Below are 18783 nucleotides of genomic sequence, written 5' to 3'. Positions count from 1 at the left end.
GCCGCAACCCGGCCGGGGGCTTTAGCGCTGCACGGCGGGTGCCACGTCGAGCTGCAGCGCCTTGGCGGTGGCCTTTTCGAGTTCCGCGGCGAGGTCCGGGTTGTCGTTGAGCTTGACGCCGTAGCCCGGCATCATTTCCTTGAGCTTGGACTGCCAGCCCTTGAAGTTCTTCGGGAAGGACTTCTGCAGGAGCTCAATCATGATGGGCACGGCTGTGGACGCGCCCGGCGAAGCGCCGAGCAAGGCACCGATGGAGCCGTCGCGGGCGGCGATCACCTCGGTGCCGAACTGCAGCACCCCGCCCTTCTTCGGATCCTTCTTGATGATCTGCACACGCTGGCCGGCGGTGATAAGTTCCCAGTCACCGTCCTTGGCTTCGGGGTAGTACTCGCGCAGTGCGTCAACCTTAGCCCCGTGGCGCTTGGCGACCTCCTTGACGAGGTAGGCCGTAAGGTCCATGTTGTCCTTCGCGACGGCGAGCATCGGGATGATGTTGCCGGGACGGATGGACAGCGGAAGGTCCAGCCAGGTGCTGTTCTTCAGGAAGTTGGTGGAGAACCCGGCATACGGGCCGAACAGCAGGGAACGCTTGCCGCCGACGTAGCGGGTGTCCAGGTGCGGAACGGACATGGGCGGCGCCCCGACGGAGGCCTGGCCGTAGACTTTCGCGTTGTGCTGGGACGCGAGTGACTGGTCGGTGCACCGGAAGAACTGGCCGGAGACGGGGAATCCGCCGTAGCCCTTGCTCTCCGGGATGCCGGAGGCCTGCAGCAGGTGCAGCGCACCGCCGCCGGCGCCGACAAACACGAACTTGGCGTGGATGCTGCCGCGTTCCCCGGAAGCCGGGTGCTTGAGCGAAAGGTCCCAGCCGCCGTCGGACGCCTTTTTGACGTCCGTGACGTCGTGGCCGTAGTTGATCTCCACACCGTTGTTGCCCAAGTAGGTGGTCAGCTCACGGGTCAGCGCGCCGAAGTCGACGTCGGTGCCCTCCGCCGCGCGCGTCGCGGCGATGCGCTGGTTGCGGTCACGGCCCTTGACGATGAGCGGGGCCCACTTGCCGATCTGGGCGTAGTCCTCGGAGTACTCCATGCTGCGGAACAGCGGGTGCTGCTTGAGCGCCTCATACCGGGTCTTGAGGAAGTTGGTATTGTCGTCGCCGATCACGAAGCTCATGTGCGGGACGGTGTTGATGAAGCTCTTGGGGGATCCGATCAGGGAGTTGGTCACGAGGTGGGACCAGAACTGGCGGGACAGCTGGAACTGCTCATTGATGTGCAGTGCCTTGGCGGGGTTGACCGAGCCGTCTTTGGCTGCGGGCGAGTAATTAAGCTCACACAGGGCCGCGTGTCCGGTGCCGGCGTTGTTCCAGGGCCCCGAGCTCTCAAGGCCTGCTTCATCGAGGCGCTCGAACAGGGAAATGGTCCAGTTGGGTTCGAGCTGCTTGATGAACGCACCGAGCGTTGCGCTCATGATGCCGCCGCCAATCAGGACGACGTCGGCATGTTGGGTCTTGGAAATGAAGGTCACAATCAGTCTCCGATAGCAGCGGCTCTGGCTGTCACAGAATATCCCGCACCGCTTACTAACTGAAATTGCGCCCTTGCGTCAAGGCCTCAGTTGGACGTTCGTGAAAACTTCGTTTAAGACCGGTGAGGCGGGGTAGCTGATGACGCGGTCCGAAAGAGCCAGGGCCGAGATCGGGAACGCGATGGGGACAGCCGGCACGCTCTCGGCGATCTGGGCATTGATGGTCTGGTACTGGGCGTTGCGTTCATCGCCCACCGGCAGGCCGCGGGCGCGGTCGATCTTGGAAAACACCTGCGGGTCCTGGTACCCGAACTCCCCGTTCTTCTCGCCGAACAGCGGGCCGAGGAAGTTGTCGGCGTCGGAATAGGAGCCGTTCCAGCCCAGCAGGTGGAGGGCGTGGTCTCCCGGGGACTGGACCTTCTGCAGGTAGCCGTCGGCCCAGTCGACGGGGACCGGCTTGATGATCAGGCCCACGGCCGTGAGCTGCCTGCTGATCTCTGCGTAGACCTTTTCGGGTGTGGGGAGGTACGGGCGGGTGACATTCATGGGGTAGTAGAACCTGAGGGCCTCGCCCTTGTATCCGGCCTCGGCGAGCAGTTCCTTGGCCTTGGCGGGATCGTAGCCGAGTGCCGGGGCGTTGTTGTTGAATCCGCTGAGCTTCGGCGGGACGAACTGGGACGCCTGGGCCGTGTTGTCGATGAAGAAGCGGCGGATCAGCGTGTCCTTGTCGATGGCCATTTCGATGGCCTGCCGCACCTTCAGGTCTTCCAGCACCGGCACGGCCTGGTTCATGCCCAGGTACATCACCGAGAAGGGGTCCCGCTGGATGATTTGCATGCCGCGCTTCACGAGCGGATCGAAGTTCCCGACCGTCACGGCGTCGTAGCCGTCGATCTTGCTGTCGAGCAGCGCCTGGAGCCGGGTCTGGGGATGGCTGTACGTGATGAAGTTGATAGTGGCGATCTCGCCGCGGTCACCCCAGTAGGTCTGGTTGGTCACCAGCCTGACGCCGGTGCTGTTCCAGGCAGAAAAACGGTAGGGTCCGGTGCCCACCGGATGGCTGGCGTAGGCGGACAGCGCCTGGCTGCCTCGGCGCTGGCTCAGGACATCGGCCCGGCCTGCGGCCAAGGCCTTGGGGGAGGAGAAGGCGAATGCCGGCAGTGTAAGGGCCTGGAGGAATCCGGTGAACCGCTCCGTGAGGTCGATCCTCACCCGCAGCGGCGAGAGTGCGGTGCAGGCTTTGAAGACCGAAAGGCCGGGTTCGTCCGAGTGTTCCTTGAAGACGGCCTTGAAAGTGGTGCCCGGCGCCTGCTGCCGGAGCGCCGCGGGGAAGTTGAACCATCGCCTGAAGTTGGTGCAGACGGCGTCCGCGTTGAACGGGGTGCCGTCATGGAACTTCACCCCGGGACGGAGGGAGAAGGTATAGGAGCGGCCATCCGGGGAGGCGGTCCATTCGGTGGCGAGCAGCGGCGTCGGCTCACCCGTTGTCCGGTTAACGCCGACCAGCCCTTCGAGGATCTGCCGGGTGACGCGCTGGGATTCGATATCGCTGGCCAGAGCCGGGTCAAGGCCCAGGGGGTGCGCGGCGGTGCCGAAGTTGAACGTCGCTGTGGGCCTGCGGGCGGCAGCCGTGGTGGTGGCGGGGGCCGCGGACGACGGCGGCGGGGCGGCTTCTCCCGTGCAGGAGGTGACCGTCAGGCCCAGGAGGGCGGCGCCGGACTTGATGGCCGTGCGTCGCGTCATACTGCTGGGCACTCGTTTATCACCTCTGGGCTGGACTGCGGCGTGGGAGGCTGCGGTCAGCTGGCCCCGCCTTCCAGTCTAAATGACGGGCGCCCCGCGCCCGGCGCTGCAAAGCCGTGGCCCGCCCCCTGAAGGTGCGGGCCACGGTATCTCCGTGCCGGACGTGTCCCAGAAACCTCCGGCGGGAGCTCGCAGCGGTGGCTACTTCGGCATCAGCACCGAGTCCACCAGGTAGACGGTGGCGTTGGCCGTCTGGACGCCGCCGCAGATCACGTTGGCGCCGTCGACCTTCAGCGCATCCTTGGTGCCCGTCACGGTGACCGATCCCCCCTGGACCGTCTTGTGGGTGCCGACGATCTTGTCCGGGGTGACCTGGCCGGGAACAACGTGGTAAGTGAGGATCTTGCTCAGCAGGGCATCGTCCTTCTTGAGCGTTTCGATCGTGGCGGCGGGCACCTTTGCGAAGGCGTCATCCACGGGGGCGAAGACGGTGAACTCGCTGCCGTTGAGGGTGTCCACCAGATTGACCTTCGGGTTGAGCTTGCCCGAAACGGCCGCGGTGAGCGTCTTCAAGAGCGGGTTGTTCGAAGCAGCAACCGCGACGGGGTCAAGTGCCATGCCCGAGACGGATCCTGCACCGCTGGGGACCTGCTCGGCGTAGGCTGCGCAGCCGGGGCCGGCGAGGTTCGCCGCCGGATCCATTGCCGCCGAGGAGCTTGCCGCCGCGGAGGGAGCCGCGCTGGAAGCGGAAGGCTCGGCCGCTGCCGAGGAGGCGGGGGCCGTCGTCGCCGAGCCGCCGCATGCGGTGAGGCTGAGCAGGGCCGCCGCTGCAACGCCTGCGACGCTGAAAGTGGTGCGCTTGAATGACTGCATTGTGATTCTCCTTGTTTGTGCCGATTGCTGCCCGGAGAGGATCGATCCTCTTCCCGTGTCTGGACCTTTTGCGACTGTGGGCACCGACCCTTGGTTGGTGTCTCACTGGTCATTCGCCCGCAAGGCCGGGACGGATGGGTGAGAATCCGAAAAAGTTTTTTGGGAGGTGTCGGGACTCCCTGCACGCGCTGCATCAGCAGGATGCCGCCACGGCGTCCCGGACAGGCGGCAGGTTAAAACAGGGAAAGTCCCGGACCGATTGGTCCGGGACTTTCCCTGTTGCCTGGAGCTGTCATCCTGGCCGCGGCGGCCTCGCCGTCATCTGGTGCGCAAGGGGGGACTTGAACCCCCACGCCCGAAGGCACAGGAACCTAAATCCTGCGTGTCTGCCAATTTCACCACTCGCGCGCGGTGCCGCCTTTTGGTTACTGGAACCTGTGGTTTCTGCAAGCAGAAACGCACGACGGCGGCAGCCAGCAACCATTGTACCGTCAGCAGGCCATTCCATCAGTCAGCCGTGCCTCCCGGCGCTGCGCGTCCGGTCGGCAGCTTTCGGCGCACATGCTGTGGCTTACTGGCCGCTTTGGCTTAGCTGGCGGCCTGGTCCAGCTTCAGGTCACGGCGCAGTTTGGCGACGTGACCTGTGGCGCGGACGTTGTATTGCGCCAGCGCAACCTTGCCGTCGGGATCCACGACGACTGTGGACCGGATCAGGCCCTCATAGGTGCGCCCATAGTTCTTCTTCTCGCCCCAGGCGGCGTAGGCCTCGGCAACAGCGTGCGTTTCGTCGGACAGCAGGGGAAAGGTCAGGCCCTCCTTTTCGGCGAAGGATGCAAGTTTCCCGGCGGGATCGGGTGAGATCCCCAGCACTTCATAACCCGCGCCTTGCAGGGACGAAAGGCTGTCCCGGAAGTCGCATGCCTGCGTGGTGCACCCGGGTGTGGCGGCGGCCGGATAGAAGTAGACGATGGTGTTTCGGCCACGGTAGTCGCTGAGGCTGACATCTGCTCCTGCGGAATTCTTCAATGTGAAGTCCGGGGCCACGTCGCCCGGGTTGAGTCGTTCAGCCAAAGTATTCTCCTTGTTTTCATGGGGGTAATTTCAGCTTAGTAAGCCCGCTGCACAGTGACGAATCCACACTTGGCTATACTTGGTGCTATGCCTGATATGGATCGCTGGCCCACTGGGCGCCTCTTGTCCACGGCGGCACGTCTCGTTGAACACTCCTGGAATGAAAAGCTGGGGGCCATTGGCCTGACCCATGCCGGTGTCATCGCCATTGAGGTTCTCTACAACAACGGCCCCATGACGCAGGCTCAATTGGCGCAGCTGGTTCGTGTCCAGGCCCAAACCATGGGCAAGACCCTCAGCCGCCTTGAGGCCCATGGCCACATTGTGCGCCAGCGGAGCACTTCTGACCGCCGCAGCCATGTTGTCTCGTTGACCGAGCGCGGCACTGAGGCCGTCACAGCTGCCGCAGACATGGAGCGGTCTGTGCTTGCCGCTGCCTCCATTGATCCGGACGTCCTCCGCCAGGAGCTGCAGGCCGTTGTCCGGGAACTGGCCACGCGGTTTGCCTCGCCGGAAACCAGCGCGATTGTGTCCAGTGTCGACTCAGGCCTTGCCGTCGAGGCCCGCTCATTCGAGTAGGGGCCCTGTGGACCGGGCCTGTCTTGGCGCCGCCTACTGGTTGCGTTCCATTACTGACCACGCTGCATGTTAGAGGCCGGGCAACGTGGGCGGCTCATCTGTAATGGATGAAGCATCATCCGGAACCACCAGATCCATCATGCTGACCACCGGCTCTTCGCCCATGGCTATGAGCAGCTCATTGATCGATATCTGCCCGGTCAACTCTCCGGTGTGTTCCTCACCCATCTTAAGAAGATATGCGTTGCCGGCTCCCCAGACCGGGAAGGACACGCAGCAGCCGGATTCGGCCCTGGCGGAGCACGGGTTTGCCGGCACCGGGTCCTGACACACTGATGAAGGCTGTCCGCCGGATCCGGGGCGCCTCGGAGGGAATGCGTTCCGGACCCGGCACTTCTGAAGTGACGGTTCGCGGCTACCATCAGCTTCAGGGACTCCATCAGTCTGCAACCCGCACACTGTGAAACGCCCGGGCTACCTGATGGCCGGCCGGGGATGCCACCCCTTGAATGAGGGGCAGGCACTGGCGTATCCATGGTTTTTACAAGGTTCGGCCTCTGCGCCGCGGCCAAGGGGCCATCCGCCAGGGAATTGGCGCAGCTTGGACTCGTGCCGAAAGCAGCCGGTCCGGGAGGACGGAGCCGGGGCCTCCCTGCCCGCTTTCCTGTAACGAAGGTCTCCCGTCGGGGGAGCGGTAGATGGATTCGGGTATGGCAGGACGCACATATCGGGGTTCTCCCGGCGCAGACCGAACCGGTCCCGCTCCCTCACCGTCTGCCCCACCCCCATGCCGCCATTCTAGTTCTGGGCCACGTCTTGGGGCTGCCGGAGCAGCTCATCTCCTATGGTGGGTGGCATGACGGGGAAAAGTGCTGACATGAGTTGCGGTTGGGCAGAAGTACCGGGCGCACGTATCTACTGGGAGGCCTCAGGTAACCGGTCAGGGGTGCCTGTGCTGTTCCTTCACGGGGGCCCCGGTGCATCGCTCGGCAAGGGAGGCTACCGCAAGCGACATGACCCTTCCCGTTATTGGACCATCGGTCTCGACCAGCGGGGTTGCGGCCGGAGCACCCCCGCTGTACAGGACGACCTGAGCCGCCTGTCTGCGAATACCACGCAGGCACTGATTGCAGATATTGAAGCCGTGCGCCGGCACCTCGGCATAGAGAAGTGGATCGTCACGGGCGCCTCCTGGGGCAGCACACTAGCACTGGCATATTCGCTGCAATATCCTCACAGGGTTCTGGGCATTGCCTTGGTGGCGGTCACAACATCCAGTCGTGAAGAGGTCCGGTGGATCACAGAGGACGTGGGGAGGATCTTCCCGGAAGCATGGGATGACTTCGCGAAAGCAGCCAACTGCAAGCCCGGTGAACGCCTGATTGATGCTTATGCCCGCCGCCTGGCTGGCGACGACCGGGATGACGCCCGAACAGCAGCTCTGGACTGGGACCGATGGGAATCATCGCATGTTTCGCTTGACCCTTTATGGCAGCCAGGTCCCCTGTTCGATGACGAACGGGAGCGGATGACGTTTGCAATTTTGGTGACGCACTACTGGTCCAACGACGGTTTTCTCCGGAATGGACTGGAAATCATGCCCCGCGCGCACGAACTCAATGGGATTCCGGGATATCTCATCCATGGACGCAGAGACATCAGCAGCCCGTCCGTTACGCCGTGGAAGCTGCATCGACGCTGGAGCAGCAGCCGCCTCATCATCATCGAGAACGAAGGGCACGGTGGACCCGAATCCATGGCCGCCCTCACCCGCTCTGTGGCGGAGATAGCCGCTCGACTATAGGAACGGGATACGGCGCCCCGTCAGCCAGGACGGGAGGCGATGGAAACAGCTGCCGCAATAAAGCCCGGAAGAACTGCGGCGGATACGGCTGTGATGGCTGCCGCGCCCGCCCAGGTAGGGAGGCGGCGACGGCGTGCGGGTGCCCGGGCGGGAAAGACGGTCATCCAGATGAGGATCAGCAGGGCGCCCAGACCCACGGCAACGGCCGCCGGCGGAAAGAGGACGGAGCCGAGCAACAGAGGCAGGTAATACCGGGCCGCCTTATCGGACCACAGCGGGAGCCGGTTGCTAAACCAACCCGCGGCGGCAACCGTTAGGGCGCCATGCAGGACCGAGAGGCCGGCGAAAAGTGCGACCGAGAGCCAGCCAGGCCCCACGATGTTGAAATCGATGTTGTCCGGCCGCAGGGGGTCAAGTACGGCGCCGAGCCAGAGCAGCAGGATGACACCGAAGACAGGACCGCCGAGCCGCCCCGCCGGCAGCCAGCGGTGGAGTGTGGCGTACAGGATCGCCGCAAGGTACCCCGCGGGCAATCCGCCAAACAGCAGCAGGGCCATCGAGCCCTCAAGAGTTGGAAATCCAACGTTAGCCTGAGCTTCTGTCAGCCTGCCCTGTGCCGAGTCCGGCGACGTGAAGGCGAGCACCCGCATGGCCAGCCGGCCGCCGGGCCACCCGGCCAGCAAAGCGGAGACGAGGGCAGCGAAACTGGCCACGTTCGCCCACCAGAAGTAGCGGTGAAGCGCGCGCAGCTTGGCCTCGTTTCGGGCCTCGGAATCGTCCAAGCCGTTTCCGGAACGCTGTGTCCCCGACGTCGCGGGAGCTTTCAACCGCCATGAACCCCAGCGGGCCACCAGGAAGAGTCCGAGCAGCAATAGTACGGAGCAGCCAACCACAATCGCTAAGGCCATCATTCACCACCAAGAGAAGGATGAAGTCCATTGTGCGCGTGGTTCCCGGCAGGGGCTAGGAGCCCCTTTTCGCAGGGCCGCGGCGGAGGACAGCAAAAAGGCCCTGACCGAACGTTTCCGTTGGTCAGGGCCTTCTTTGTGGTGCACCCCCCGGGACTTGAACCCGGAACCCATTGATTAAGAGTCAATTGCTCTGCCAATTGAGCTAGAGGTGCAGCTGCTGTTTCGTTCAACCGTGGGCTTTTGTTTCCCGCGTTGACCTCCGCAACGACATGAAACTCTACACGAACTTTTCGCCGGTGTGAAATCGGGGGCAGCCGCGGTGGGTGAGTTCAGCCGGACAGGCTCAAAATCAGCACAGAATCAGGGTTTTGGTTGTTGGTAAGGGTCCAAAGTTCCCCGTTTGGAGCCAGGGAAACGCTCCGGATCCGGCCATGCTGCCCTGTGAAATAGCCCACAGGAGTGCCGGCATTTTCGCCATCAAGCGGCACGCTCCAGACCCGCCGCCCGCGGAGGGCGCCGAGGAAGGCTGTGGAACCAACGATCTCCATGCCGCTCGGTGATGATTCTGCGGTTGAAGGCCACACCACTTTGGCGTCGATGAACCCCCCGCGGCCGGGTGCGCCGGTGACTTCGGGCCAGCCGTAGTTCCCGCCAGCCTGGATCAGGTTGAGTTCGTCGTTGACCTCCGGGCCGAATTCGCTGGCCCAGAGGCGGCCGGCGCTGTCCCACGCAAGGCCTTGGACGTTGCGGTGGCCCAGGCTGTAGACGGGATTGCCGGGGAAAGGATTGCCCGGTGCGGGCTTCCCGTCCTTGGTTAGCCGGAGGATCTTGCCGCCCAGGGCGTTCCGGTCCTGGGGCTGTTCGCGGCGCTGCGAATCCCCGGTCCCCACGTAGAGGAAGCCGTCCGGGCCGAAGCGGATCCTGCCGCCGTTGTGTGTGGAGGCCTTGGAGATCCCGGGGAAGATGACCTCGGGCGTCCCCAGCCGGAGGCCGCTCTCGGATTCTGTTCCGGCTTCCTCCAGCCGAAGGCGCGCGATCCTGTTGTCCTCGGCCGCCGTGTAGTAGGCGTACAGGAATCTGTCGGTGGCAAAGTCGGGGGACAGGGCCAGGCCCATGAGTCCCCCTTCCCCGCCGGGAACAACGTCCGGAACGCTGCCGATGGTGCTGATCCTGCCGTTCCGCACGGACTTGAGGAGGGCGCTGTCCCGTTCGCTGATCACGGCGGTGCCGTCCGGAAGGAACACTGTTGACCACGGCAGCTGCAGCCCTTCAATGGTCGTGCGGACCTTGGGCTCACCTGCAGCAACAGGAGCACTGGGGGACGTTTGGCGCGGGCTTCCAGTAGTCGCGGGGGTCGAAACGGAAGGTGCGGCCGTGCTGGGGCGGGCGCTCGTCACCCCGGTTTCACCGCCGGTTACGGCAGTCGGGCCGGCGTTGCCGTTGGTGGCGGTGCAGCCAGCCAGCACAAGTACCAGCGTCAGGCCCGCTGCGCACGTACGCGCGATTGCAGGACCCCGCCGGGGAGTCCGCCAGAAATCAACGCTTCCGTTGGTGGACCCGTTTCCCATGCTCCTGCTCCATCCTTGCTCCGCCCGGGACTGGCTGCTGCCCGTCAGCCGTGAGTCTCAGCGCCTGGTGCGGCGTGGAGCGCGGAAACCCGCAGCTTCCGCGTGCGCAGGGGAGAGGAACCAGACTTCCGCGCGGGCATCGGCATAACCCGGATTGTCCTCGTCGTAGTAGGTCATTGACCCTGCGTCAGCCTTGACCGTATAGCCGTCGGGGCCACTGCCATCGGCTGCCGGGGCAGCGGAACCGTCACCGTAGGGCTGGCCGGCCATTGCGTCAACGGCCGGCTGGCTGCCGTCATGGCCGCCGAAAGCCGGCCGATCACCTCCGCCAGCGGTCTCCTGGTGGCCGACCGGCTCTGCGTCGTGACTTGCCCCTTCCTCGGTGGCCGCGGACGACTGCATTCGCTGCCGGGTTTCTGCGTCAGCGTCAAGAGCCTCAGCCGCAGCGGACTCGGCGCCGGGCAAAGTGGGGGCATGAGGGTCGGTGTACTCGGCGTGGTGCACGGGCGTCGCAGGCGCGGTCCGGGCGGCCGGAGGAGCGGCCGTGGCGGCGGCGGACGGGAAGGGCTCGGCCGGCCGGTTCGCGGCAGCCGGTCCCGTCCCGGTGTGGTGGTCAGCTTCGGTCTCGGACCACTGCGTCTCCCACTCGGCTTTGTCTTCCTCGTCGTCCCAGTCGTCGACGTCGCCGGCCGAGGGGCCCTGTGTGCCGGCAACGGGACGCGGGGTGGCGGCGTCCCATGATTCGATGTCCGGCTCCTGATCCTCCGGGTTAATCTGGCCGGCTGCGGACGACCCTTGCCGGGCCGGGGCTTCGCCGGACAGGGGCGCGGGCTGCCGATCAGTCGTGCCTGCTCCGGAGGGGAAAGCTGCGCTTGGTCCCGACACGGCAGCTGCCTCTGGCTGGGAGGGGGCAGCTGATTCTGTTTCCGATGGGGAAGTGGAGGTTACCTGGTCCGTTCCGGCCGCATCGCGGGTTCCGGCTGTATCGCCCGAATTGCGATTTAAGAGCCACCAAACGACCGCAATGATAACTACGATGACGATGACCCAGATGATCCACTCCATAGCAAAGCCCTTCTGTCGAAAACGCGAGGTTGCCGTTGCTTGACGTTACGTCGCTGTCAATAGGGCTGTCTAGGCTCGTCAATGGGGTGCAGTTTCACTATATGAGACGAAAGTCCAGCATTTGAGCAAGTTTTTGCACGAATTGGGCCAAAAGGGCCGGTGCCGGTCGTTGGCAGCCTTTCAGGAGTCATAGACTTTGATCCATGAGTGAGGACACCCTGATCGCAACCGACAACAAGCCTGACATCAAGCCCCGGAGCCGGATTGTCACCGACGGCATTCACGCGGCTCCGGCGCGTGGAATGTTCCGGGCCGTCGGCATGGGCGATGATGACTTCGCCAAGCCGCAGATCGGCGTCGCGAGCTCATGGAACGAAATCACCCCCTGCAACCTTTCGTTGAACCGGCTTGCACAGGGGGCCAAGGAAGGCGTGCACGCAGGCGGCGGCTTTCCGATGCAGTTCGGCACCATCTCCGTCTCTGACGGCATTTCCATGGGCCACGAGGGCATGCACTTCTCCCTCGTCTCGCGCGAAGTCATCGCCGACTCCGTCGAAACCGTCATGCAGGCCGAGCGCATCGACGGCTCCGTGCTGCTGGCCGGCTGCGACAAGTCGCTCCCGGGCATGCTTATGGCCGCCGCGCGCCTGGACCTCGCCAGTGTGTTCCTGTACGCCGGGTCTATCATGCCCGGCTGGGTCAAGCTGGAGGACGGCTCCGAAAAGGAAGTCACCCTCATCGACGCCTTCGAGGCCGTGGGCGCCTGCGCCGCAGGCAGGATGAGCATGGAAGACCTCACCCGCATCGAGAAGGCCATCTGTCCCGGCGAAGGCGCCTGTGGCGGCATGTACACCGCCAACACCATGGCCTGCATCGGCGAGGCCATGGGCATGTCCCTGCCCGGCTCCGCGGCTCCGCCCTCGGCAGACCGCCGTCGTGACGAATTTGCGCGCAAGTCCGGCGAAGCGGTGGTCAACCTGCTGCGCGAGGGCATTACGGCCCGCGACATCATGACCAAGAAGGCCTTCGAGAACGCGATCGCCGTCACCATGGCTTTCGGCGGCTCCACCAACGCCGTCCTGCACCTGCTGGCAATCGCCCGCGAGGCAGAGGTCGAACTTACCCTGGATGACTTCAACCGCATCGGCGACAAGATCCCGCACCTGGGCGACCTGAAGCCGTTCGGCCGTTACGTCATGACCGACGTCGACAAGATCGGCGGCGTGCCGGTGATCATGAAGGCGCTGCTCGACGCCGGCCTGCTGCACGGCGACTGCCTCACCGTCACGGGCAAGACGGTTGCGGAAAACCTCGAGGCCATCAATCCGCCGGACGTCGACGGCAAGATCCTGCGCGCGCTGGACAACCCGATCCATAAGACCGGCGGCATCACCATCCTGCACGGCTCCATGGCTCCGGAAGGTGCCGTCGTGAAGACCGCCGGCTTCGACGCCGAGGTCTTCGAGGGCACTGCGCGCGTGTTCGAGCGCGAGCAGGGCGCCCTGGACGCGCTGGACAATGGCCAAATCCAGAAGGGCGACGTCGTGGTCATCCGCTACGAAGGCCCCAAGGGTGGACCGGGCATGCGCGAGATGCTCGCCATCACCGGCGCCATCAAGGGTGCCGGCCTGGGTAAGGATGTCCTGTTGCTCACCGATGGTCGCTTCTCCGGCGGCACTACCGGGCTGTGCATCGGCCACGTCGCCCCCGAAGCGGTCGACGGCGGCCCCATCGCCTTCGTCAAGGACGGCGACCGCATCCGCGTGGACATCGCCGCCCGCAGCTTCGACCTGCTCGTTGATGAAGCAGAACTCGAAGCCCGCAAGGAAGGCTGGGCACCGCTCCCGGCCAAGTTCACCAAGGGCGTGCTGGCCAAGTACGCCAAGTTGGTGCACAGCGCCTCCACCGGCGCGTACTGCGGGTAACACACTCCCTATGGTCTACCGCTCAGGCGGCAGGGCATAACAAGGAAGCTCCGAGGTGCCCCGAGCGAACGGCGTCCGCGCCACTCTCTCGGGGCAGGAGCCTTCCTGCCGCCTATAGCGGGCGGGTTCGGTTCGATCCCTTAGGGAGGGATCAATTCGTGGACAATGAAGTCCACAGTGTGAGACGCGGGCCGTGCTCGTTGACACGTATCTCACTTAGAGGGAACACTGAACGCATGATCGCACTCGTTACCAGCCGCGCCGCTGCAAATGCAGTCGTCGTACTTACCAAGCGCGTGGCTCCATAGCCCGACTGGTAACGAACTGTCACGCGCAACCCCTCGAAAAGCCGCCAGGCTGAGGGGTTTTTTTATTTTCCGGCGAGGCAGCACGTTCAGTTAGATTTAGCACCGCCCAATTCAAGATCCAATAAGGAAGAGTTCGATGAGCAAAGGATCGCCCATCAGCCCCTCGCTGATGGCTACAAAGTCCGCTGGAGCCAAGGCTCCGGAACGCGTCGACAAGCCGGCGGAAACTGGCGTCGACACTGCTGCGACCGCCTCTCCTGTCCTTGGGCCGAACAACGTTGTACCCCCAACGGTGATGACCGGCTCGCAAGCTATTGTCCGCTCGCTCGAAGAACTCGGCGTCGACGATATTTTCGGTTTGCCCGGTGGCGCGATCCTGCCCACCTATGACCCCTTGATGGCCTCCAAAATGAACCACGTTCTGGTCCGTCACGAACAGGGAGCCGGCCACGCCGCGCAAGGCTACGCCATGGTTACCGGGCGGGTGGGCGTCTGCATCGCCACCTCGGGCCCCGGCGCCACCAATCTCGTTACCGCCATCATGGATGCCCACATGGACTCCGTCCCGCTCGTGGCCATCACGGGCCAGGTGTCCAGCGGAGTCATCGGCACCGACGCCTTCCAGGAGGCGGACATCGTCGGCATCACCATGCCGATCACCAAGCACTCGTTCCTGGTGACCGACCCCAACGACATTCCCCACGTCATGGCAGAGGCCTTCCACCTCGCTTCCACCGGCCGGCCCGGTCCTGTCCTGGTGGACGTGGCAAAGGACGCCCAGCAGGGCCAGATGACCTTCTCCTGGCCGCCGAAGATCGACCTGCCCGGCTACCGGCCCGTGGTCCGCGGCCATAACAAGCAGGTGCGCGAAGCCGCGAAGCTGATCGCCGCAGCCAGCAAGCCGGTGCTGTACGTCGGCGGCGGTGTGGTCAAGGCCCACGCGTCCGCTGAACTGCGTGAACTGGCCGAACTGACGGGCGCCCCCGTGGTGACCACCCTCATGGCCCGCGGCGTCTTCCCGGACTCCCACCCCCAGCACGTCGGCATGCCCGGCATGCATGGCACCGTCTCGGCCGTGACGGCCCTGCAGCAGTCGGACCTCCTCATCACGCTGGGCGCCCGCTTCGATGACCGGGTCACCGGCGTCCTGAGCACCTTCGCCCCCAACGCCAAGGTGATCCACGCCGACATCGACCCGGCCGAGATCTCCAAGAACCGCACGGCCGATGTCCCGATCGTCGGCTCGGTCAAGGAAATCATTCCGGAACTGACCGACGCCGTCCGCACCCAGTTCGGCGCGTCGGGCACGCCGGACCTGGCCAACTGGTGGGCTTTCCTGAACAACCTCAAGGACACCTACCCCCTGGGCTGGACCGAGCCGGAGGACGGGCTTACAGCCCCGCAGCGCGTCATCGAGCGCATCGGTGCTCTCACCGGGCCCGAGGGCGTGTACGTCGCCGGCGTCGGCCAGCACCAGATGTGGGCAGCGCAGTTCATCAAGTACGAGCGCCCCCACGCCTGGCTGAACTCCGGCGGCGCCGGCACCATGGGCTACGCGGTTCCCGCCGCCATGGGCGCCAAGGTGGGGGAGCCGGACCGCGTGGTCTGGGCCATCGACGGTGACGGCTGCTTCCAGATGACCAACCAGGAACTGGCCACCTGCGCCATCAACAACATCCCGATCAAGGTTGCTGTCATCAACAACTCCTCGCTCGGCATGGTGCGGCAGTGGCAGACCCTGTTCTACGAGGGGCGCTACTCGAACACTGACCTGAACACCGGCCACGAGACCATCCGGATCCCGGACTTCGTGAAACTGGGTGAGGCCTACGGCTGCGCGTCCTTCCGCTGCGACCGCGTGGAAGACATCGATGCCACCATCCAGAAGGCACTGGAGATCAATGACCGGCCTGTGGTCATCGACTTCGTGGTCAGCCCCGACTCCATGGTGTGGCCGATGGTGCCCGCCGGGGTCAGCAACGACCAGATCCAGGTTGCCCGCAATATGACCCCGGAATGGGAAGAGGAGGACTGATCATGAGCCGCCATACACTGTCCGTTCTGGTCGAAGACAAACCCGGTGTGCTGACCCGCGTGGCGAGCCTTTTCGCCCGCCGTGCCTTCAACATCAACTCCCTGGCCGTAGGCCCGACGGAAGTTCCGGGCATGTCCCGGATGACCGTCGTCGTCGACGCCGACGGCGACCTGATTGAACAGGTCACCAAACAGTTGAACAAGCTGGTCAACGTGATCAAGATTGTTGAACTGACTTCCGAATCTTCCGTGCAGCGCGACCACATCCTGGTCAAGGTACGCGCGGATGCCGCAACTCGTCTGCAGGTGACCCAGGCTGCAGACCTGTTCCGCGCTTCAGTGGTTGACGTCTCCACAGATTCCGTCGTCATCGAAGCAACCGGCCACCCGGAAAAGCTCACGGCGCTGCTGTCAGTGCTGGAGCCTTTCGGGATCCGCGAAATTGTGCAGTCCGGCACCCTGGCCGTTGGACGGGGATCCCGCTCCATGAGTGATCGGGCTTTGCGTTCCGCCTAGCGGACGCTCCGCCCTAACCGCAGCACCACAGACACCTATCTACAAGAAATCCACTCAAGAGGAGTTACGCAAGTGACTGAAATGTTCTACGACGACGACGCAGACCTGTCGATCATCCAGGGCCGCAAGGTTGCCATTGTGGGCTACGGCTCCCAGGGCCACGCCCACGCGCTGAACCTGCGCGATTCCGGCGTCGAGGTTGTCATCGCCCTCAAGGAAGGCTCGCCCTCCACCGCCAAGGCGCAGGACGCAGGCTTCACGGTCAAGAACGTTGCCGACGCCGCCGAATGGGCCGACGTCATCATGATCCTTGCGCCGGACCAGTACCAGCGCTCGATCTTCAACGACTCCATCAAGGACAAGCTGACCCCCGGCAAGGCCCTGGCCTTCGCCCACGGCTTCAACATCCGTTTCGGCTACATCGAGGCACCGGAAGGCGTTGACGTCATCTTGGTCGCCCCGAAGGCCCCCGGCCACACCGTGCGCCGCGAGTTCGAAGCGGGCCGCGGCATCCCCGACATCATCGCCGTTGAGCAGGACGCCACCGGCTCCGCCTGGGAGCTGGCCAAGTCCTACGCCAAGGCCATCGGCGGCACCCGCGCCGGTGTCATCAAGACCACCTTCACCGAAGAGACCGAAACCGACCTCTTCGGCGAGCAGGCTGTCCTGTGCGGCGGTGTTTCCCAGCTGGTCCAGTACGGCTTCGAGACCCTGACCGAGGCCGGCTACCAGCCGCAGATTGCCTACTTCGAGGTGCTGCACGAGCTCAAGCTCATCGTTGACCTCATGTGGGAAGGCGGCATCGCCAAGCAGCGCTGGAGCGTTTCCGACACCGCTGAATACGGCGACTACGTCTCCGGCCCGCGCGTCATCACCCCCGAGGTGAAGGAAAACATGAAGGCCGTCCTCGCCGACGTCCAGTCCGGTGCCTTCGCCAAGCGCTTCATCGAGGACCAGGACAACGGCGGCGTCGAGTTCAAGGAGCTGCGTGCCAAGGCTGAGCAGCACCCGATCGAGGGTGTCGGCCGCGAACTGCGCTCCCTGTTCTCCTGGCAGCAGCAGGACGAGGACTACGTAGAGGGCTCGGCAGCCCGCTAAGGCTCCGCGCCGTTCGAGCGCAACAGCGTTCAAGCGCGACAGTGAGGCCGGGTTCACACTTAACAATGTGAGCCCGGCCTTTCCGTCAGCCTAGACTTTATTCATCCCCAGGACTGCAACGCAGAGGATCAGCCGTGTCAAAACCCGTAGTATTGCTCGCCGAAGAACTTTCGCCCGCCACCATCGAGGCCCTTGGCCCGGACTTTGAAATCCGCCAGACCGACGGCGCCGATCGTTCGCAGCTGCTTTCTGCCATCGAGGACGTTGACGCGATCCTGGTCCGCTCCGCAACCAAGGTTGATGCCGAGGCCATCGCTGCCGCGAAAAACCTTAAGGTGATCGCCCGTGCCGGCGTCGGCCTGGACAACGTGGACATCAAGGCCGCCACCCAGGCCGGTGTCATGGTGGTCAACGCCCCGACGTCGAACATCGTCTCCGCTGCGGAGCTGACCGTGGGCCACATCCTCAGCCTTGCACGCCACATTCCGCAGGCGAGCGCTGCGCTCAAGGACGGCGAGTGGAAGCGCTCCAAGTACACGGGCATCGAACTGTTCGAAAAGAAGATCGGCATCATCGGCCTTGGCCGCATCGGTGCGCTGGTCGCCGCCCGCCTCCAGGGCTTCGACACGGAGATCCTCGCCTACGACCCCTACATCACTTCCGCCCGCGCTGCCCAGCTCGGCGTGAAGCTGGTGACCCTCGATGAGCTGCTCGCGCAGTCGGACTTCATCACGATCCACATGCCCAAGACCCCCGAGACTGTCGGCCTGCTCGGCGCGGACGCCTTCACCAAGATGAAGTCCACCGCCTACGTCATCAACGTTGCCCGCGGTGGGCTCGTTGATGAGGAAGCTCTCTACGCCGCCCTGCAGGACGGCCAGATCGCCGGCGCCGGCGTGGATGTCTTCGTGCAGGAGCCCGCCACCGACCTCCCGTTCTTCAAGCTGGACAACGTGGTGGTCACACCCCACCTCGGTGCCTCCACGGATGAAGCCCAGGAAAAGGCCGGCGTCTCTGTCGCCAGGTCCGTCCGCCTGGCGCTGGCCGGCGAGCTGGTTCCGGATGCCGTCAACGTGGCCGGCGGCGTGATCGCCCCCGACGTCCGCCCCGGAATCCCGCTCATCGAGAAGCTGGGCCGCATCTTCACCGCCCTGACCCACGACTCACTGACCCAGATCGACGTCGAGGTTGCCGGTGAAATCGCCGCCCTTGATGTGAAGGTGCTGGAGCTCGCAGCACTGAAGGGCATCTTCGCCGACGTCGTCACCGAGCAGGTCTCCTACGTCAACGCCCCGGTTATCGCTGAACAGCGCGGCATCAACGCCCGGCTGATCACCACCCCGGAGGCCGAGGACTACCGCAACGTCCTGACCCTGCGCGGCGCCCTGAGCGACGGCACCCAGATCTCGGTGGCAGGTACCCTCACCGGCCCGAAGCAGGTGCAGAAGCTGGTGGGGGTGAACGGATACGACGTCGAGATCCCCATCAGCGAACACCTGGTCGTCGTGTCCTACGCCGACCGTCCCGGCGTGATCGGCACCATCGGCCACATCCTGGGCATGAACAACATCAACATCGGCGGCATGCAGGTGGCCCGGAACGCGGAAGGCGGCCAGGTTTTGGCGCTGCTGACGATCGACAGCTCCGTCCCGCAGCAGGTCCTGGATGCCATCAAGGCCGGCATCGGTGCCGAGATGGTGCGTGAAGTGGATCTCGAAGACTAGGAAGATGAACACGGGGTGAACTCCGCACCGCCGAGGT

At 64.5% G+C, this 18783-nt stretch carries 15 protein-coding genes and 2 tRNA genes; 7 read left to right on the top strand and 10 right to left on the bottom strand.

The window, feature by feature from the left end; all coding sequences use genetic code 11:
- Nucleotides 1-21: 21 nt before the first annotated feature.
- The 5 genes from ACIP9X_RS04920 to bcp form a co-directional block, all read right to left on the bottom strand.
- Complete coding sequence (locus tag ACIP9X_RS04920; protein ID WP_400478616.1) at nucleotides 22-1527, bottom strand: malate:quinone oxidoreductase; 1506 nt, start codon at nucleotides 1525-1527, stop codon at nucleotides 22-24.
- Between the two features lie 78 nt (nucleotides 1528-1605).
- Nucleotides 1606-3270 carry an ABC transporter substrate-binding protein gene (locus tag ACIP9X_RS04915; RefSeq protein ID WP_400478615.1) on the bottom strand — a complete coding sequence of 555 codons (1665 nt, stop codon included), beginning with the start codon at nucleotides 3268-3270 and terminating at the stop codon, nucleotides 1606-1608.
- A 201-nt stretch (nucleotides 3271-3471) separates the two neighbouring features.
- On the bottom strand, nucleotides 3472-4143 hold the full coding sequence (locus tag ACIP9X_RS04910) for a fasciclin domain-containing protein (RefSeq protein WP_400478614.1): 672 nt from the start codon (nucleotides 4141-4143) through the stop codon (nucleotides 3472-3474).
- A 323-nt stretch (nucleotides 4144-4466) separates the two neighbouring features.
- Nucleotides 4467-4551: transfer RNA gene (locus tag ACIP9X_RS04905), tRNA-Leu, on the bottom strand.
- Between the two features lie 180 nt (nucleotides 4552-4731).
- A complete protein-coding gene (gene bcp / locus ACIP9X_RS04900; protein ID WP_400478613.1) occupies nucleotides 4732-5214 on the bottom strand; it encodes a thioredoxin-dependent thiol peroxidase in 483 nt (160 codons plus the stop codon).
- 96 nt (nucleotides 5215-5310) lie between these two features.
- On the opposite strand from bcp, the gene ACIP9X_RS04895 reads away from it, so the two are divergent.
- Nucleotides 5311-5793: a MarR family winged helix-turn-helix transcriptional regulator gene (locus tag ACIP9X_RS04895; RefSeq protein WP_400479040.1), complete on the top strand. Its 483-nt coding sequence runs from the start codon at nucleotides 5311-5313 to the stop codon at nucleotides 5791-5793.
- 69 nt (nucleotides 5794-5862) lie between these two features.
- Here ACIP9X_RS04895 and ACIP9X_RS04890 read toward each other — a convergent pair whose 3' ends face one another.
- The gene (locus ACIP9X_RS04890; RefSeq protein ID WP_400478612.1) at nucleotides 5863-6021 is read right to left on the bottom strand and encodes a hypothetical protein; all 159 of its coding nucleotides are present in this window, start codon (nucleotides 6019-6021) and stop codon (nucleotides 5863-5865) included.
- Nucleotides 6022-6649: 628 nt separating this feature from the next.
- Here ACIP9X_RS04890 and ACIP9X_RS04885 point away from each other — a divergent pair.
- Complete coding sequence (locus ACIP9X_RS04885) at nucleotides 6650-7597, top strand: alpha/beta fold hydrolase (protein WP_400478611.1); 948 nt, start codon at nucleotides 6650-6652, stop codon at nucleotides 7595-7597.
- 20 nt (nucleotides 7598-7617) lie between these two features.
- Here ACIP9X_RS04885 and ACIP9X_RS04880 read toward each other — a convergent pair whose 3' ends face one another.
- From ACIP9X_RS04880 to ACIP9X_RS04865, 4 genes are all read right to left on the bottom strand, one after another.
- Nucleotides 7618-8379, bottom strand: coding sequence for a hypothetical protein (locus ACIP9X_RS04880; RefSeq protein ID WP_400478610.1), 762 nt, complete (start codon nucleotides 8377-8379; stop codon nucleotides 7618-7620).
- Nucleotides 8380-8644: 265 nt separating this feature from the next.
- Nucleotides 8645-8720, bottom strand: a tRNA-Lys gene (locus ACIP9X_RS04875).
- Nucleotides 8721-8837: 117 nt separating this feature from the next.
- Nucleotides 8838-10076 (bottom strand): PQQ-dependent sugar dehydrogenase, encoded by a 1239-nt coding sequence (locus tag ACIP9X_RS04870; protein ID WP_400478609.1) that lies wholly within the window; start codon nucleotides 10074-10076, stop codon nucleotides 8838-8840.
- 57 nt (nucleotides 10077-10133) lie between these two features.
- Nucleotides 10134-11141, bottom strand: coding sequence for a hypothetical protein (locus tag ACIP9X_RS04865; RefSeq protein WP_400478608.1), 1008 nt, complete (start codon nucleotides 11139-11141; stop codon nucleotides 10134-10136).
- 203 nt (nucleotides 11142-11344) lie between these two features.
- Between ACIP9X_RS04865 and ilvD the strand changes: the two genes are divergently transcribed.
- The 5 genes from ilvD (at nucleotide 11345) to serA (ending at nucleotide 18746) form a co-directional block, all read left to right on the top strand.
- Nucleotides 11345-13066 carry a dihydroxy-acid dehydratase gene (gene ilvD / locus ACIP9X_RS04860; RefSeq protein WP_400478607.1) on the top strand — a complete coding sequence of 574 codons (1722 nt, stop codon included), beginning with the start codon at nucleotides 11345-11347 and terminating at the stop codon, nucleotides 13064-13066.
- 444 nt (nucleotides 13067-13510) lie between these two features.
- Nucleotides 13511-15409 carry an acetolactate synthase large subunit gene (locus ACIP9X_RS04855; RefSeq protein WP_400478606.1) on the top strand — a complete coding sequence of 633 codons (1899 nt, stop codon included), beginning with the start codon at nucleotides 13511-13513 and terminating at the stop codon, nucleotides 15407-15409.
- 2 nt (nucleotides 15410-15411) lie between these two features.
- Nucleotides 15412-15924 carry an acetolactate synthase small subunit gene (gene ilvN / locus ACIP9X_RS04850; RefSeq protein WP_055796055.1) on the top strand — a complete coding sequence of 171 codons (513 nt, stop codon included), beginning with the start codon at nucleotides 15412-15414 and terminating at the stop codon, nucleotides 15922-15924.
- 72 nt (nucleotides 15925-15996) lie between these two features.
- Nucleotides 15997-17022: a ketol-acid reductoisomerase gene (gene ilvC, locus ACIP9X_RS04845; RefSeq protein WP_400478605.1), complete on the top strand. Its 1026-nt coding sequence runs from the start codon at nucleotides 15997-15999 to the stop codon at nucleotides 17020-17022.
- A gap of 134 nt (nucleotides 17023-17156) precedes the next feature.
- Nucleotides 17157-18746 carry a phosphoglycerate dehydrogenase gene (gene serA, locus ACIP9X_RS04840; protein WP_400478604.1) on the top strand — a complete coding sequence of 530 codons (1590 nt, stop codon included), beginning with the start codon at nucleotides 17157-17159 and terminating at the stop codon, nucleotides 18744-18746.
- Nucleotides 18747-18783 lie beyond the last annotated feature (37 nt).

The organism is Arthrobacter sp. NPDC093125 (assembly GCF_044754225.1).
Classification (GTDB): domain Bacteria; phylum Actinomycetota; class Actinomycetes; order Actinomycetales; family Micrococcaceae; genus Arthrobacter.
This window is presented reverse-complemented; position numbering and strand designations above follow the sequence as displayed.